The sequence below is a fragment of the Parageobacillus sp. NEAU-HV-2 genome (genome assembly GCF_059115485.1).
This window is the reverse complement of sequence record NZ_JBXUJJ010000003.1, coordinates 215,540-232,222: the sequence shown is the minus strand read 5'-3', so window position 1 is coordinate 232,222 and position 16,683 is coordinate 215,540. Positions and strand designations below refer to the sequence as shown.

The window sequence follows — 16,683 nt, the reverse complement described above, 5'->3', positions numbered from 1 at the left end:
AAAGCAATAAAGCAAGCAACAGTCGATGAGTCTTGCATTTGTCGATGCATGACCTATTTTTTGCGAAATAAAAGAAACACCGTTTTCTATTACGAAACAACAGGAGGTGTAAAAGGTGCTGTCGTTAGCATGGAAAGACGAGTTAACCGCATTTTTACCGGAAGAACGAGTGAAAATAGACGGTCACACACACCCGCTTGGCAACAGCGGTTATGTAACCGTTTATCCGCAAACAGAAGCTGAGATTTCCGCCGTGCTGCGTTACGCCAATAGCCATGGAAAAAAAGTATGCATTGCCGGCGGCGGAACAAAGCGGGGATTCGGCGGGCAAATGGAATGCGCCGATATTTTGCTATCGCTAGCCAACTATAGCGGGATCGTCGAACATGCTGCTGCCGATATGACGGTTACCGTTAAATCAGGGACCGTGTTTGGGCAGCTACAAGATTACTTGGCGGAATACCGGCAAAAAGTCGCGCTTGACCCTGTATGGCCGCAATACGCGACGATTGGCGGCGTCATCGCGGCCAACGACAGCGGGCCAAAACGGCTTGGCTACGGCTCGGCGCGCGATAGTGTTATTGGCTTGCGGACGGTCTATCCAGACGGAAAAGTCATCCGTTCTGGAGGAAAAGTCGTGAAAAATGTGGCCGGTTATGATATGAACAAGTTGTTTATCGGAGCGATGGGAACGCTTGGCGTGTTATCGGAAATCACGTTGAAGCTCCGTCCGCTGCCGAAATATGAAAGCCTTGTATTGCTGTCATTTCCGTCGGGAAATTTAGAAGAAGTTCGTTCGTTTGCCGTTCAATTTCTCGATTCGATGATGGAGCCGGTTTGTTTGGAATTGTTGAATCCATCGCTGTCGGAGCGGCTGATCGGCAAACGTGTTTATACGCTTATGATCGCGTTTGAAGATGTAGAAAGCGCTGTTCATTATCAGGAGGACTATGTACAGCGCCTTCGTCCGTCCCATACGACGATTCGCATTCTTCCGCAGGAAGAGGCAAAAACGTTTTGGCAAACGTTCTACACGATCGGTCCGAATGGGGCGGTGCCGTACGAACCGGCTGGAAACGAAATCGAAGCGGCAGTGAAAATCGGTGTCGTGAATCTGAATGTCATCTCGATCATCCGCGAGAGCGAGCGATTAGAAGACCGCTGCCACGTCCATATGGAGGCGCACGGCGGTCTAGGGCACGGACTTTGCCAAGTGTATTTAAAAGGAAGCGAGGAGTCGGTTATCACGGCGATCGAACAGCTGCGGGCGGCGGCGACAAGCTTGGGTGGATACGCCATCGTCAAGCACCTGCCTTTCGCGCTGCGAACCCGCGTCAATGTATGGGGAGAAAAGCCGTCGTACTTTTTCCTTCTTGAAGGAATTAAACGAAAAATTGATCCAAAGCAAACGTTAAATCATCAGCGGTTTGTCGGGGGGATATAAGATGAGTTTACGAGAAAGCGAGATGAAAATCGGACCAGCCTGTACGACCGTTAGCCTCGGAAACTATCGTTTCAGCGATCCGCCAGATCCAAATAAATGGGCGGACTGCGTGCATTGCGGCATGTGTTTAGAATCATGCCCGACTTATGAACAGACTGGTCAGGAACAACATTCGCCGCGCGGACGCGTGCATTTGATGAAATCGATAGGGGAAGGAAAACTAGAGATTACGGAAGATTTAATCGATCCCATTTTTACATGCCTAGACTGCCGCGCTTGCACGACGGCATGCCCTGCGGATGTCGATGTCGGCGGGCTGATTGAACAAGTGCGCGGACAAATTCGCCAAGCCATTCCATTAACCGGGTGGAAAGCGTTGGTCAACGATTTCTTCCTCAAAGGAGTGTTTCCGCATCCATCTCGTCTTCATCTGCTTGGGAGCTTGTTAAAGCTGTATCAAAAAAGCGGATTGCAGACGCTTGCCCGCACAACCAAACTGCTTCGTATGATGCCAAAGCATTTGGCGGAGATGGAGGCCATTTTGCCCGAAGTGGGTGTGCCGGTGCGGAAAAAATATAAGCATACGAACGTGATTAAAGCAAAAGGCGAAACAAAACATACGGTCGCGCTTTTAACCGGCTGCGTGATGGATGTCATGTTCAGCGATATCAATGAAGCAACAATCCGCGTGTTGACCCGCAACGGAAACGATGTTGTCATTCCGCAAAACCAAACGTGCTGCGGAGCGCTTCATGTCCACGCCGGCGACCGCGAAACAGGCCGCAGGCTGGCAAAGCAAAATATCGAGGCGTTTTGGCATGCCGACCGTGTTATCGTCAATGCGGCCGGATGCGGCTGCATGTTAAAGGAATATCCGGAACTGTTCCGCGACGATCCGGAGTGGCATGAGAAAGCGGAACAATTTGCGCAAAAAGTCGAAGATATTTCGAAATATTTGCATGACACCGGATATGAAAAGCCGAAGACCGAGTTAAATGTGCGCATTACGTACCATGACGCCTGCCATTTGGCCCATGGCCAAGGAATCCGAGAGGAACCGCGCCAACTATTAACGAGCATTCCGGGAGTAGAAATGGTTGCCATGCCAAACGCAGACCGCTGCTGCGGCAGTGCGGGCATTTACAACCTTACCCATCCGGAGATGGCAAGCGCGGTATTGGAAAGCAAAATGGAACACGTTCCGCAGGATGTGGAGCTGATTTCGATGGGTAATCCGGGCTGCATGCTGCAAATGGCGCTCGGCGTAATGAAATACGGACGAAACCAAAAAGTTGTCCATACGGTGCAAATATTAGATTGGGCGTACCAAAAAGAAGAAGGAAAGGAAGTACGCATATGAGAAAAACGGCAGTACAAACAAAAGACCCGCATATTCAAGCGTTAGCACGCATCGTTGGCGGCGAAAAATCGATTTTGTATAAAAAAGAAGATTTAATTGCCTATGACTGCGATGGGTTCACCGTTCACCGTCATCTGCCGAAAGCGGTCGTATTTCCGAAAAATACCGAGGAAGTTGCGGCGATTGTCAAGTATTGCCATGACCACGACCTGCCGTTCCTCGCCCGCGGGGCCGGGACGGGATTAAGCGGTGGTGCGATTCCGCTAAACGGGGAAGTCGTGATTAGTTTGACGCGGATGAAGCGGCTGCTTCATGTCGATTTGGAAAACCGTCGTGCGGTCGTGGAACCTGGGTTTGTGAACTTAAAGCTAACGAATTCGATCGCCGACCGAGGATACTATTATGCTCCGGATCCATCGAGCCAATATTGCTGCACGATTGGCGGAAATGTTGCGGAAAACGCAGGAGGAGCGCACTGTTTAAAATACGGTGTCACCACGAACCATATTTTAGGGCTTGAAGTCGTGCTTCCAAACGGAGAAATTATTGAAATCGGCGAAAACGGCATTCCTGATCCGCCGGGATATGATTTATTAGGATTGTTGACTGGTTCAGAAGGAACGCTAGGGATCGTGACGAAAATTACGGTTCGGATTTTAAAAAATCCGGAAGCGAAGCAGACGGTGCTCGCCTATTTTGACCGTGTCGAAGACGCAAGCCAGGCCGTTTCCGATATTATTTCCGCGGGGATGGTTCCGGCGGCGCTCGAGATGATGGATCAAACAGCGATTGAAGGAGTGGAAGCAGCCGCTTTTCCGGTCGGACATCCGAAAGATATTGAAGCGCTTTTATTAATTGAAGTAGACGGGATTTCTGCCGGCATTTCCGAGCAAATTAATGAAATTTTGCACATTTGCCAGCAGCGCAACGTGCGCGAAGTAAAAGTGGCTCAATCGGAAGAAGAGCGGGCGCGCTGGTGGGCCAACCGCAAAACCGGATTTAGCGCGATGGGAGCCATTTCCCCGGATTACTTAGTGCAAGACGGGGTTATTCCGCGTAACAAATTGCCGGAAGTGCTAAAAAATATCCAAGCGATCAGCGAAAAATATGGACTGCGCATCGCCAACATCTTTCATGCGGGCGATGGAAATCTTCACCCGCTTGTGCTGTTTGACGCAAGAAAGCCAGGAGAAACAGAAAGAGCGCTTGCGGCGGGAAGCGAATGCCTACAGGTGTGTGCCGCTGTCGGCGGTTCGATCACCGGGGAGCACGGAGTCGGTATCGAGAAAAAAGAAGAAATGCGCTTCATTTTCAGTGATGAAGAAATTTTAGCGCAAACCGACATTCGCGATGTGTTTAACCCGAAAAATTTGCTGAACGCCGGAAAGTTGTTCCCAACTCCGGGACGATGCGTCGAGATAAAACAGGCTGCTTCTTCATAGAGGAAATTTTGCGAAAATGATTGAAAGTAAATTCATTTCATGTTATCATTCTTTTAAATAATTTAGAAACAATGTTTCGTAATAAGAAACAAAAGGGGAGAGAGGGAAAAAGAAATGGAACAATACGTAAAAGTCGGAAATCTTCAAGTAGCGAAATTGCTCTACGAGTTTATCAATGAGGAAGTGCTTCCGGGAAGCGAAGTCGATGGGGAGAAATTTTGGAAAGACTTTGAAACGCTAATTGCCGATTTAACGCCAAGAAATAAGGCGCTACTTGCCCGCCGTGACGAAATTCAAGCAAAGCTAAATGAGTGGCATAAAGAACATCGCAGCAATTTCGATATGGAACAATATAAAGCGTTTTTAACCGAAATCGGTTATTTAGAGCCAGAGGTGGAAGACTTCGCGATTACAACAGAAGGAGTAGACGAAGAAATTGCTGTTCAAGCGGGACCGCAGCTAGTCGTTCCGGTAACGAACGCCCGTTATGCGCTAAACGCAGCCAATGCACGCTGGGGAAGCCTTTACGACGCGCTGTACGGAACGGACGCGATTAGTGAAGAAGACGGCGCTGAACGTGGCGATTCCTACAATCCGGTGCGCGGCGCCAAAGTGATCGCCTATGGGCGTGAGTTTTTGGATCAAGCGGTGCCATTAAACGAATATTCTCATAAAGATGTCGTACAATATGCGGTAGTGGACGGAAAATTAGCGGTCACTGTCGAAGGCGGAAGCACCACGACGCTAAAAGAGGAAGAAAAATTTGTTGGCTTCCAAGGAAATCCGGAAAGTCCATCCACCGTTTTGTTAAAAAATAACGGCCTTCACATCGAAATTCAGATTGATCGCAACCATCCGGTCGGGAAAACGGATAAAGCGGGAGTAAAAGACATTTATCTAGAAGCAGCCGTCACAACCATTATGGACTGCGAAGACTCGGTAGCAGCTGTGGATGCGGAAGACAAAGTGCTCGTATACCGCAACTTACTTGGTCTTGTCAAAGGAGATTTAACGTCTACGTTCGTCAAAAATGGAAAAACAATGACGCGGGCGCTGAATCCGGACCGCGTTTATCGAACACCAGATGGCAAAGAGCTCACACTACCGGGCCGTTCGCTTATGTTCGTCCGCAACGTCGGCCACTTGATGACAAACAACGCGATTTTAGACGCCAACGGCGAGGAAGTATATGAAGGCATCATCGATGCGGTTGTGACAAGCTTGATTATGAAACATTCGCTCATTGGCAACACCCGTTACTTAAATTCACGTAAAGGCTCGATTTATATCGTCAAGCCGAAAATGCACGGTTCGGAAGAAGTGGCGTTTGCAAATGAACTGTTTGACCGCGTCGAAGATATGCTCGGTTTAAAACGCAACACCATTAAAATCGGCGTCATGGATGAAGAACGCCGCACGACATTGAACTTGAAAAACTGCATTTATCAAGTACGTGACCGCATCATCTTTATTAATACGGGCTTTTTAGACCGGACTGGGGATGAAATTCATACGTCGATGGAAGCAGGACCGATGATTCGCAAAAATGAGATGAAATCGTCGACATGGTTGCAAGCCTATGAAAAATCCAATGTCGCGATCGGTTTAGCGGTCGGCTTCCAAGGCCGTGCCCAAATCGGAAAAGGGATGTGGGCGATGCCGGATTTGATGGCGGAAATGCTTAAACAAAAAGGCGGGCAGCTGAAAGCCGGCGCCAATACGGCATGGGTGCCTTCGCCGACAGCAGCGACGCTGCATGCGCTCCATTACCATCAGGTGAATGTGGCGGAAGTGCAAAATGAATTGCGGAAAGACCGCAAAGATTACCGCGATGAAATTCTGCAGATTCCAGTCGCTAAAAATCCGCAATGGACGCCGGAAGAAATTCAAGAAGAGCTGGATAACAACTGCCAAGGTATACTCGGCTACGTGGTGCGCTGGATCGATCAAGGTATCGGTTGCTCGAAAGTTCCGGATATTAATAATATCGGGCTAATGGAAGACCGAGCAACGCTGCGGATTTCCAGCCAGCATATCGCCAACTGGCTCCATCATGGCATTTGCACGAAAGAGCAAGTGTTAGAAACGTTAAAACGGATGGCGAAAGTCGTGGACGAGCAAAATGCCGGCGATCCGAACTATCGTCCGATGGCTCCGGACTATGATAATTCCGTTGCTTTCCAAGCGGCGTGCGATTTAATCTTTAAAGGCTATGAACAGCCAAACGGCTACACTGAGCCGATTTTGCACCGTCGCCGTTTAGAAGCAAAAGCAAAATTTGCAGCTATTCAACAATAAAGCATTTTGGAACAAGGGCATGTTTCAATAATGCCCTTGTTTATTATTAAAAATGATGTTATTATTTTTCTTAATATTCCAAAAAATAAAAACAAAAAAAGGAGGTGCAAATCCTAGTTACTACACGTGTTACAGCATCAAAAGCGGCAGTAAGGCGGCAGCAATAGACTGAAAAAGTTAGTAGCTAGGTAGAGAAAATGCGGAACCTTCGGGAAAAATCGCTGTTTGTTCATCAGCAAGCAAAAGGAAAGTTGCGTGTAGAGGTCAAAGTTCGGGTAGAAAACAAAGATGATTTAAGTGTGATTTATTCGCCGGGAGTGGCGGAACCATGCAAAGTGATTCATGCAAATCCTGATTTGATTTATGAGTATACGATGAAAGGCAACTTTGTGGCGGTTGTTTCCGATGGCTCTTCGGTATTAGGACTAGGGAATATTGGAGCAAGTGCTGCCATGCCAGTGATGGAGGGAAAAGCCGCTTTATTTAAAGCATTTGCCGGCATTGACGCCGTGCCGCTTTGCATTAATACGAATGACCCGGAACAAATTATTCAAACGGTAAAATTGCTTGAACCGACATTTGGCGGCATTAATTTGGAAGACATTGCCGCGCCAAACTGCTTTTTGATCGAGGAACGCTTAAAGCAAGAGCTGTCGATACCGGTATTTCATGATGATCAGCATGGCACAGCGATTGTGACAGCCGCGGGGTTAACGAATGCATTAAAGGTCGTACAGAAGCGTTTAAACGAGTGCAAGGTGGTCATTAACGGAGCCGGCGCTGCTGGTATCGCGATTACGAAGCTGCTTCTTTCTATGGGAGTGAGCGATATCATTTTATGCGACTCTAAAGGGGCGATTTATGAAAATCGTCCATACGGAATGAATGCGATGAAAGAAACGATCGCAAAGCAAACAAATCGCACACGCGCCCAAGGAACGTTAAAAGATGTCATTAAAGGCGCTGATATATTTATTGGGGTTTCGGTTGGCGGCGCGCTCACGCCGGAAATGGTTCGCTCGATGAACGACAATGCTATTGTGTTTGCTCTCGCGAACCCGGTTCCGGAAATTATGCCGGATGAAGCCAAAGCGGCTGGAGCGGCCATCGTCGCCACGGGACGATCCGATCTGCCAAACCAAGTAAATAATGTCCTCGCTTTTCCAGGAATTTTTAAAGGAGCGCTACGGGTGCGTGCCTCTGAAATTAATGAAGAGATGAAGCTAGCAGCGGCTAGTGCGATTGCCGGCTTAATCGGACCGGAAGAATTGACGAATGATTATGTGATTCCAAATCCATTTGATAAGCGTGTAGTGGAAGCGGTAGCGGAGGCGGTAGCGCGCGCGGCCATCAGAACAGGAGTCGCCAGAAGCGGGGATATGGAAAAAGAACGGGAAAACGTTATGTGAAAGGAATGGCATCATGAAATTTGCTAGATTTACTGCAGATGGAAAAACATAAGCGAGATTAAACGGAGTCGAAAAGCAAAACAGCCCGACAGAACTGATGATTATTCCAATCAGCAAGATGATTTCTTATTTGACGAATGTGATGACATTGAAGCCGGGAGATGTTATTTTGACAGGAAGTCCCGTCGGCGCCGAGCTGGTTGGCGCCGGCGATGTGATTGAATGTGAAATAGTGGGGATCGGTACGCTGCGCAATACGTTTGTAGCGGCTCGGGAGCGGGCGAAAACATGTTAATGGCGCAAACTGTACCATTATATGTGAAATGCCCGGCTGTTGGTGTATAATGGCAGTGGACGAAGGAATAGTCGAGGTGAACACGATGGAAAGAGAAAATATAGTAAAATCTGTGAGCCGGGCATTACATATTATTGATATCGTTAGTTCGAAAAAAGAGGGGTTAGGCGTCACCGAAATCGCGAATCAAATGGATATTAATAAAAGCTCCGTCTATCGCATTTTATCAACGCTTGTTCAGTATGGCTATATCGAACAAGATAAAGAGACCGAGCGGTATAAACTTGGTTATAAATTTTTGGAAATTAGCTCCAAATTACTTGAATCAATTGACTTACGGAAAGAAGCAAAACCGTATTTACAAGAGTTAGAAAAAGAAACAAATGAAGTTATTCATCTTGTCGTGTTTGACCAAGGCGAGGTTATCTATATCGAAAAATTAGAAGGAACAGAAACGCTGCGCATGCATTCGAAAGTAGGAAAACGGGCGCCGATGCATTGCACCGCCGTCGGAAAAGCGATTCTTGCCCATTTGCCGCTTCATACAGCATTAGAGATCATCGATCGAAAAGGATTGCCCAAGCATACCGATTTTACGATTACGGACAAGAATGAATTTCTCAAAGAATTAGAAGAAGTGAAACAAAAAGGATATGCGTTGGATTTAGAGGAGAATGAGTACGGCATTCGCTGCATTGCTGTTCCGATTTTCGATTACTCTGGCAGCGTCGTCGCTGCCGTCAGCATTTCCGGACCGACGATCCGCATGACAGATGAGCGCATTCGAACATTACAGGAACGCATACAGACGATCGGCAAACAAATATCCGCCCGGCTTGGATTTCGGAATAAACACGTCCAGTCTTGATGACTGGGCGTTTTTTATGGTGAGAACATCGTTTTTCGTGGCAATTCCCTCATCGTTTCTATTAAAATAATAGAAGTGAAATCGTTGAGGTGAGCATGGATGAAGAAAAAGAACCTACATGAATTGATCGAACAATTGCGCAAAGATCCTAATGTCGTGTATTGGCATGAAATTGAGCCGCGGGAAGCCAATACGGTTCCAATGCCAGATAGCCTTGACGCGCGCCTCAAAGTGGCGCTTGAGAAGCGCGGCATTGCTTCGCTTTACACCCACCAGGCGGCAGCGTACGAAGCAGTGCGAAACGGCGAGCATATTGTCGCCGTGACGCCGACGGCTTCCGGGAAAACGCTTTGCTACAATTTGCCTGTATTGCAGGCGATTGCCGAAGCGGAACATAGCCGCGCACTTTACTTATTTCCGACCAAAGCGCTCGCCCAGGACCAAAAAAGCGAATTGCACGAAATCATCGAGGAAATGGGTGTGCCGATTTATAGCTATACGTATGATGGCGATACCGCCCCAGGCATTCGCCAAAAAATCCGCCAGGCGGGCCATATTGTCATTACCAATCCCGATATGCTTCATTCGGCAATTTTGCCGCACCATACGAAATGGGTATCTTTATTTGAAAACTTGCGCTATGTTGTCATCGACGAGCTCCATACATATCGCGGCGTGTTTGGCAGTCATGTCGCCAACGTCATCCGCCGCTTAAAGCGCATTTGTTCGTTTTACGGAAGCAAGCCGATCTTTATTTGCACATCGGCAACGATTGCCAATCCGAAAGAACTGGCCGAACATTTGACGGGAGAATCCATGACATTAATTAATAACAACGGAGCGCCGCGGGGAAGAAAACATTTTGTTTTTTATAATCCCCCGGTAGTCCATTCCTCTTTTAACATCCGTGCAAGCGCAACCGCCGAAGTGAACCGGTTGGCGAAACAGTTTTTGGAAAACGGCATTCAAACGATTGTTTTTGCCCGCAGCCGCGTGCGCGTCGAGTTGATTTTAAGCCATTTGCAGACGCTCGTAAAAGACCGGTTGGGACCGAAGACGATTCGCGGCTATCGCGGCGGCTATTTGCCGAAAGAAAGACGGGAGATCGAAAAAGGGTTGCGCAGCGGGGAAATTATCGGGGTGGTGAGTACGAATGCGCTCGAGCTTGGTGTGGATATCGGCCAGCTGCAAGTATGCATCATGACCGGGTACCCCGGCACTGTGGCAAGCACGTGGCAGCAGGCCGGACGGGCGGGAAGGCGCCATGGCGATTCCGTCGTCATAATGGTGGCGAGCTCTAATCCGATTGACCAGTACATTGTGCAGCATCCGGAATATTTCTTTGACCGCTCTCCGGAGACGGCTCGCATCAACCCAGATAACATGCTGATTCTCGTCGATCATCTCAAATGTGCAGCATATGAACTTCCTTTCCGAAAGGGAGAAAAGTTTGGCGACCTCGAAGTGGAAGAAGTGCTAGAGTTTTTAACAGAGCAAAAAGTCCTGCACTACCGCGCCGGTAAATGGTATTGGATGAACGATGCATTTCCGGCCCATAATATCAGCCTGCGCTCCGCTTCACAGGAAAATGTTGTCATTATCGATATTTCTGAAACAGCGAACCATCGCGTCATCGGCGAAATGGACCGTTTCAGCGCAATGACGCTGCTGCATGAGGAAGCGATTTATCTTCATGAAGGAGTGCAATACCAAGTAGAGAAGCTCGATTGGGAAGAAAAGAAGGCATATGTCCGCGAAGTGAGCGTAGAATATTTTACGGATGCGAATTTAGCGGTGCAGCTTCATGTTCTAGAAGAAGACCGCAGCGAGCAAAGGCAGCAGTTAAGCCTGCATTATGGCGATGTCTCTGTAAGGGCGATGGCGACGATCTTTAAAAAAATTAAATTATCGACATTTGAAAACATTGGTTCTGGACCGATTCATTTGCCGGAAGAAGAATTGCATACATCGGCGACATGGATCGAACTGGGAGATGAGCTGTCTGGCCTCGACGCGCCGCTGCTTGAACAAGCCTTGATTGGCATAGCGAATGTTCTCCGTCATCTTGTTCCAATGTTTGTCATGTGTGACCGGTCGGATATTTATGTTGTACCGCAAATAAAAGCACCGCATTCGGGAAGGCCGACGATTTTTATTTATGACCGTTATCCGGGCGGGGTCGGTTTATCGGAAGCCGTTTTTGAACGGTATGATGAAATGATGGAAAAAGTGAAGCAATGGGTGGAAAACTGCCCGTGTAAAAGCGGCTGTCCTTCTTGCATCGGCATTGTCGAGGGACAGCACCGTTTGGCGAAACAGCGCATCATTGCCTTTTTGCGACAATTGCTGGCCAATGAGAAAGGATGAACATGATGTCAATGAAGCAAAAACTAGCGAGATGGAAGGAGCAGCTGGCATCCCGCCACAGCGTCGCTTCCGAACAAGCAGACTCCTCCGCTCTAGGGCAGCACAGCTTGGAAATTCCGTTTTTGGATGAATGGCGAAACAAACAAGTGCAGCCGTTCTTTTTTGAAGAGGATTACTGCCTCATTCGCGAAGTGGTATACCCGCTCGATTATCGGCACGGACGCTACCAGCTTGGAGAATTGCATCATGTCCATCAGCGGTGGCAGTCTGCTCCTTTTGCCCATCCACTTTCTTGCAAAGGATTTGCAGCGAGCGATTTGTTTTTCTTTGATACGGAAACGACCGGGCTTAGCAGCGGAACAGGACATGTCATTTTTTTGCTCGGCCATGCCCGCGTGTATGCCGACCGGGTTGTCGTTCGGCAACATTTTTTGCCGCACCCGGGGGCGGAAGTGGCTTTGTACCAAAGTTTCCTATCGGAAGTCGATTATACAACACTCGTTACATATAACGGGAAAGCGTTCGATTGGCCGAAAGTAAAAACGCGCCATACGCTGATTCGCGATGCCGTTCCAAAACTGCCGGCGTTCGGTCATTTCGATTTATATCATGCCTCAAGGAGAATGTGGAAACAAAAACTCGAATCGGTTCGCCTTTCTGAGGTAGAAAAAGAAATATTGCAAGTGGAGCGGAAAGAAGATGTCCCCGGCTTTTTGGCGCCGATGATGTATGCCGATTTCCTGTCTACGCCGCATCCAGACCGCATTTTTCCGGTGTTTCAGCATAACGAGCGTGATATTTTATCGTTAATTTGTCTTTATATTCATTTATCCAATCAGTTATTGGACGCCGAAGAGCTAGACGATGCGCTCGAGCAGCTAGAAACGGCGCGCTGGCTAGAATCATTGGGAGAAACCGCTGCCGCCAAGCAAGTGTATCATCATGTCACCGAAAAAGAAACAAAAGAAGCGTGGCAGGCAAAATGGCAGCTGTCGCTTCTACATAAAAAAGAAAAGCAGTACGAAGAGGCCGCAGCGATTTGGTTGGAGCTATGGGAGCATGGAAGCGATACATGGAAGATAAAAGCCGGATTGGAGCTGGCCAAGGCGTACGAACATTATTTTCGCGATGTTTACGAAGCTTATCGCTACGCTACCAATGCCTATGAACGATGGAAAACGCTGTTCCGAACATATAAACAGGGGAACCGTGCTCAAGAGTCGGAGTGGACGAAACGACTCGAGCGCCTCAAGAGGAAATTAAATGATAAAAATATTTCCTTGGCAAGCGCAAAATGTGACAGAAAATAAAAAAAACTTACTTTTCTATTTCGAATCTTGTAGAAAAACCAAAAAATGTGTACAATTTCATCGGAATCAATAAAAATGAAACAATGGCGGGGAGAAAGCGATGCGGAGCATGTATAAAAAAATTTTCTATTTGTTTTTTATCGTCATATGCTTAACATTTGTCGTTTTTACCAATTTAACGTAATGTTAGCGTGCATTGTCGACAGACAGGAAAAATGGGTATCTATACTAGTACATGTCCGCTCCTTTCATCATAGGCTAGTATTGTAAAAAAGAAGCCTATGAAAAGAAAGGAGAATGGATATGTATTGCAGACCACAGGTATTAGCACCGATTGTGCATCCGCCAATATGTTGTGTACAACATCATTTCCAAGCAACGATCGTACCACACATTCATCCGTCGCATACGACACACGTCAACCATCATCTTTTCCAACATCAACATTATTTCCCGCATACGGAGTCAGTTGTCAACGAAGTAGCCAACCAACATTGCCATTTTCCTGGTCCTGCTCCGTTCCCATGGGGATTTTAATCCCGATGAAACAGGAGCCGCCAAGGCGGTTCCTGTTTTTTGCCATGAAAAGGGGGATAGAACAATGAGGGTGCTTGCGGTCACAGGATATAAACCGTATGAGCTAAATATTTTTTCAAATAATCATCCAGCTGTCTCCTATATCAAGGCAGCGATTCGCCAACGATTACTTTCCCTATTAGAAGAAGGACTGGAATGGATTGTTATTAGCGGGCAATTGGGGGTAGAACTTTGGGCAGCGGAAACAGCATATGATTTACAAGTGGAATACCCTCAATTACAAGTTGCTATTCTTACGCCGTTTTTGAATCAAGAAGAACGATGGAATGAAATGAACCGTGAATATTATGAATGGATTGTATCGCAAGCGGATTTTGTCGACAGCATTACGAAAAGGCCATACGAAAGTCCTGCACAGTTTCGCTGGAAAAATGAATGGATCGTTCGAAAAACTGATGGTTTGCTTATCGTCTATGACGAGGAAAAAGAAGGAACCCCGAAATATATATTAGAAGTTGCGAAACGAAGAGAAAATTATGCCATTTTTCCCATTACGTTTTCCGATTTACAAGCTATTATAGAAGAAGCGCAGATAAATGAACCGTAAATTGACAATCGATTTGATTTCTGAAAAAATAAAGTAAAGACCATAGCGGAATGTGGAATTGAGGTGAAAGTGATGTTAGCCGGTCGTATTAAGTTAACGCCAAAAGAAATTTTAGAAAAAGAGTTTAAAGTAAGCATGCGGGGGTACAATCAAGACGAAGTCGATCAGTTTTTGGACATTATTATTAAAGATTACGAAACGTTCCAACAAGAAATTGAACAGCTGCAGCAAGAAAACGCCCGCCTGAAACGGCAAGTGGAAGAGCTGCAAAAGCGGCCGTCTGCGCAAGCGGGAACAACGAACTATGATATTTTGCAACGGTTATCTAATTTGGAAAAACATGTATTTGGCAATAAATTATACGATTAATTTTTTATGAATGTCAAGCACTGTGTGTTGTATTGTAAAATACATATGATTGGAAAAATTTGCTATTGAAATAACCTGAAAAATAAACTATACTACAATGTGCAAACGACGTTAATAATGTTCGGGTAATCGCTGCGGCAGCATTGCCGTAGAGGAAAGTCCATGCTCGCACGGTGCTGAGATGCCCGTAGTGTTCGTGCCTAGCGAAACCATAAGCTAGGGCAGTCTGGCGCAATGCTGGGCTGACGGCGGGGAAAGAACCTAAGTCCCAGTGGGATATGGTTCGATTACCCTGAAAGTGCCACAGTGACGTAGCTCTAAGGGAAACCTTAGAGGTGGAACGCGGTAAACCCCACGAGCGAGAAACCCAAATGATGGTAGGGGCACCTTCCCGAAGGAAATGAACGGAGGGAAGGACAGATGGAGCTTTTCCATCTGTAGATAGATGATTACCGCCGGAGTACGAGGCGACAAGCCGCTTGCAGTACGAAGGTACAGAACATGGCTTACAGAACATTATTAACGTCGGAAATGGTATAATGAAAAAGCTCTCCTGCATAGGAGAGCTTTTTCATTGTTTAAAAAATGACTATAGTCACAGTATGAATATTTTTTTATAATTGGATAGTGATTAAGGGAAAGGGAGAGAAAATAATTGTATGATCATCAAAAACTAATAGATATACATACATTTGCTGAAATTGCAAAAAATGTTTTTGAATATTCTGGCGAAAGCATTATTATTACAGATGAGCAAAATAGAATTTTATTCGTCAATCCGGCATTTGAAATTATCACCGGATACAGTGCAGAAGAAGTAATTGGTAAAAATCCACGCATTTTGCAGTCTGGAATGCATAATAAGCAATTCTATGAAAAAATGTGGAATGATATAAAACAACATGGAGTGTGGAAAGGGGAAATATGGAATAAGCGAAAAGATGGAGAATTGTATCTTGAATGGCTGACGATTAGTGTGGTAAAGGACCAAAAGGGAAGTGTGACAAATTATGTGGCCCTTTTTTCCGACATTACAGAACATAAACGGAATATGGAGCGATTAACGAGACTAGCGCTTTATGATACATTAACAAACGTGCCGAATCGGCATTTGCTTGAAAAACGATTAGAAAGTATTATTCGAATGTCCAAAAAACACAATCAGTCATTTGCTTTATTATTTTTAGATTTAGATCGCTTCAAAAACATTAATGATACGTTAGGCCACCGCGTGGGAGATATATTATTGAAAGAAACGGCGCAACGTCTTAAAGGGCTGTTGCGAAAACAAGATACGATCGCAAGGTTTGGCGGTGATGAATTCGTCATTATTTTACCGAATTTAAAACATATTCGCGAAGCGGTATATATGGCGGAAAAAATTGTTGAATCATTGAAAAGACCATTTTGTCTTAACCATCAAGAAGTGTATATATCCACTAGCATTGGGATTAGTGTTTATCCATATGACGGAACAGATAAAGAAACGTTAATACGCATGGCCGATCTTGCGATGTGCCAAGCAAAAAAGAATGGAAGAAATCAATACGCTTTGTATCATGATGGAATGCATCGCAACGACAAACAATTGTTTCAACTTGAAACCGAATTGTGGAAGGCGCTTGATAGAGGAGAATTTGAACTTTACTATCAGCCGCAATTAGATATAAAAACGAAACAAATTCGTGCGGTAGAGGCGCTAATACGATGGAACCATCCAGAAAAAGGATTTATTTCTCCAGGAATGTTTATTCCGCTTGCCGAAGAATCGGGTTTAATTACGCCGATTAGCGATTGGGTTATGATGCAAGCATGCGAACATTTGAAACAATTGCAGTTGCATTATCCTTATGTAAAAATGAGCATAAATATTTCTCCTATCTATTTTCAACAAATTGATTTTTTGGAGAAATTGCAAAAAACGATAGAATCGGTAAACGTGAATCCGCGTTTGATCGAGCTGGAATTGACGGAAAGCGGCGTTATGCCTCGCGCTGAACAGTCAGTGGAGAAACTCACCATGTTAAAAATAATGGGAATAAGCATTGCCATCGATGATTTTGGAACGGGATTTTCCTCGTTAAGTTATTTGCATCGTTTTCCAATTGATATATTAAAAATTGATCGAAGTTTTATTAAGCAGTTAACTCATTATCAAGACGATTTTGCGATTGTAACAGCCATTATTACTATGGCACACAGTCTAGGAATTCGAGTGGTTGCTGAGGGAGTTGAAACGGAAAAACAGTATAAAACACTGAAAAAACAAGATTGTGATTTTATACAAGGATATTTTTTGTCTAAACCACTTTCGATTAGCGAATTGTATAAATTTTTAGATGAACAAAATCAATGGAATCATCAAGAGTGAAAATAA

12 protein-coding genes, 1 other RNA gene and 1 pseudogene are annotated in these 16,683 nt (G+C 45.8%); all 14 read left to right on the top strand.

Going from position 1 to position 16,683, the window contains the following annotated elements:
* The first annotated feature begins 115 nt into the window (after nt 1–115).
* The 14 genes and pseudogenes from AC1WMD_RS07460 to AC1WMD_RS07395 all read left to right on the top strand — a co-directional run bounded on the left by AC1WMD_RS07460 (nt 116) and on the right by AC1WMD_RS07395 (nt 16,677).
* Complete coding sequence (locus tag AC1WMD_RS07460) at nt 116–1,444, top strand: FAD-binding oxidoreductase (protein ID WP_494256515.1); 1,329 nt, start codon at nt 116–118, stop codon at nt 1,442–1,444.
* 1 nt (nt 1,445) lies between these two features.
* Nucleotides 1,446–2,804: a (Fe-S)-binding protein gene (locus AC1WMD_RS07455; protein WP_494256513.1), complete on the top strand. Its 1,359-nt coding sequence runs from the start codon at nt 1,446–1,448 to the stop codon at nt 2,802–2,804.
* Entirely contained in the window at nt 2,801–4,246 is a 1,446-nt protein-coding gene (locus AC1WMD_RS07450; protein ID WP_494256512.1) for an FAD-binding oxidoreductase, read from the top strand. The genes AC1WMD_RS07455 and AC1WMD_RS07450 overlap by 4 nt, the downstream gene beginning before the upstream one ends.
* 114 nt (nt 4,247–4,360) lie before the next feature.
* Nucleotides 4,361–6,544 (top strand): malate synthase G, encoded by a 2,184-nt coding sequence (locus AC1WMD_RS07445; protein WP_494256510.1) that lies wholly within the window; start codon nt 4,361–4,363, stop codon nt 6,542–6,544.
* Between the two features lie 197 nt (nt 6,545–6,741).
* Nucleotides 6,742–7,953: an NAD(P)-dependent malic enzyme gene (locus tag AC1WMD_RS07440; protein WP_043904993.1), complete on the top strand. Its 1,212-nt coding sequence runs from the start codon at nt 6,742–6,744 to the stop codon at nt 7,951–7,953.
* A gap of 52 nt (nt 7,954–8,005) precedes the next feature.
* A pseudogene (locus AC1WMD_RS07435) lies at nt 8,006–8,248 on the top strand (fumarylacetoacetate hydrolase family protein); the annotation flags it as partial.
* An 85-nt stretch (nt 8,249–8,333) separates the two neighbouring features.
* On the top strand, nt 8,334–9,116 hold the full coding sequence (locus AC1WMD_RS07430) for an IclR family transcriptional regulator (RefSeq protein ID WP_043904991.1): 783 nt from the start codon (nt 8,334–8,336) through the stop codon (nt 9,114–9,116).
* A 99-nt stretch (nt 9,117–9,215) separates the two neighbouring features.
* On the top strand, nt 9,216–11,483 hold the full coding sequence (locus AC1WMD_RS07425) for a DEAD/DEAH box helicase (protein ID WP_494256509.1): 2,268 nt from the start codon (nt 9,216–9,218) through the stop codon (nt 11,481–11,483).
* Between the two features lie 5 nt (nt 11,484–11,488).
* Complete coding sequence (locus AC1WMD_RS07420) at nt 11,489–12,793, top strand: ribonuclease H-like domain-containing protein (RefSeq protein WP_043904989.1); 1,305 nt, start codon at nt 11,489–11,491, stop codon at nt 12,791–12,793.
* Between the two features lie 303 nt (nt 12,794–13,096).
* Nucleotides 13,097–13,330: a CotD family spore coat protein gene (locus tag AC1WMD_RS07415; RefSeq protein WP_494256508.1), complete on the top strand. Its 234-nt coding sequence runs from the start codon at nt 13,097–13,099 to the stop codon at nt 13,328–13,330.
* A gap of 64 nt (nt 13,331–13,394) precedes the next feature.
* Complete coding sequence (locus AC1WMD_RS07410) at nt 13,395–13,937, top strand: SLOG family protein (protein ID WP_494256507.1); 543 nt, start codon at nt 13,395–13,397, stop codon at nt 13,935–13,937.
* Between the two features lie 72 nt (nt 13,938–14,009).
* On the top strand, nt 14,010–14,306 hold the full coding sequence (gpsB, locus tag AC1WMD_RS07405) for a cell division regulator GpsB (protein WP_043904987.1): 297 nt from the start codon (nt 14,010–14,012) through the stop codon (nt 14,304–14,306).
* 117 nt (nt 14,307–14,423) lie between these two features.
* Nucleotides 14,424–14,820: RNase P RNA component class B (gene rnpB, locus AC1WMD_RS07400), an RNA gene on the top strand.
* Nucleotides 14,821–14,961: 141 nt separating this feature from the next.
* On the top strand, nt 14,962–16,677 hold the full coding sequence (locus AC1WMD_RS07395; RefSeq protein WP_494256505.1) for a putative bifunctional diguanylate cyclase/phosphodiesterase: 1,716 nt from the start codon (nt 14,962–14,964) through the stop codon (nt 16,675–16,677).
* Nucleotides 16,678–16,683 lie beyond the last annotated feature (6 nt).

Bases quoted from the DNA above. Each gene is read 5' to 3' on its own strand.
- AC1WMD_RS07425 (WP_494256509.1), top strand. From the start codon at position 9,216: ATGAAGAAAAAGAACCTACATGAATTGATCGAACAATTGCGCAAAGAT.
- AC1WMD_RS07450 (WP_494256512.1), top strand. From the start codon at position 2,801: ATGAGAAAAACGGCAGTACAAACAAAAGACCCGCATATTCAAGCGTTA.
- AC1WMD_RS07415 (WP_494256508.1), top strand. From the start codon at position 13,097: ATGTATTGCAGACCACAGGTATTAGCACCGATTGTGCATCCGCCAATA.
- AC1WMD_RS07455 (WP_494256513.1), top strand. From the start codon at position 1,446: ATGAGTTTACGAGAAAGCGAGATGAAAATCGGACCAGCCTGTACGACC.
- AC1WMD_RS07420 (WP_043904989.1), top strand. From the start codon at position 11,489: ATGTCAATGAAGCAAAAACTAGCGAGATGGAAGGAGCAGCTGGCATCC.
- AC1WMD_RS07410 (WP_494256507.1), top strand. From the start codon at position 13,395: ATGAGGGTGCTTGCGGTCACAGGATATAAACCGTATGAGCTAAATATT.
- AC1WMD_RS07445 (WP_494256510.1), top strand. From the start codon at position 4,361: ATGGAACAATACGTAAAAGTCGGAAATCTTCAAGTAGCGAAATTGCTC.
- AC1WMD_RS07440 (WP_043904993.1), top strand. From the start codon at position 6,742: ATGCGGAACCTTCGGGAAAAATCGCTGTTTGTTCATCAGCAAGCAAAA.
- gpsB (WP_043904987.1), top strand. From the start codon at position 14,010: ATGTTAGCCGGTCGTATTAAGTTAACGCCAAAAGAAATTTTAGAAAAA.
- AC1WMD_RS07430 (WP_043904991.1), top strand. From the start codon at position 8,334: ATGGAAAGAGAAAATATAGTAAAATCTGTGAGCCGGGCATTACATATT.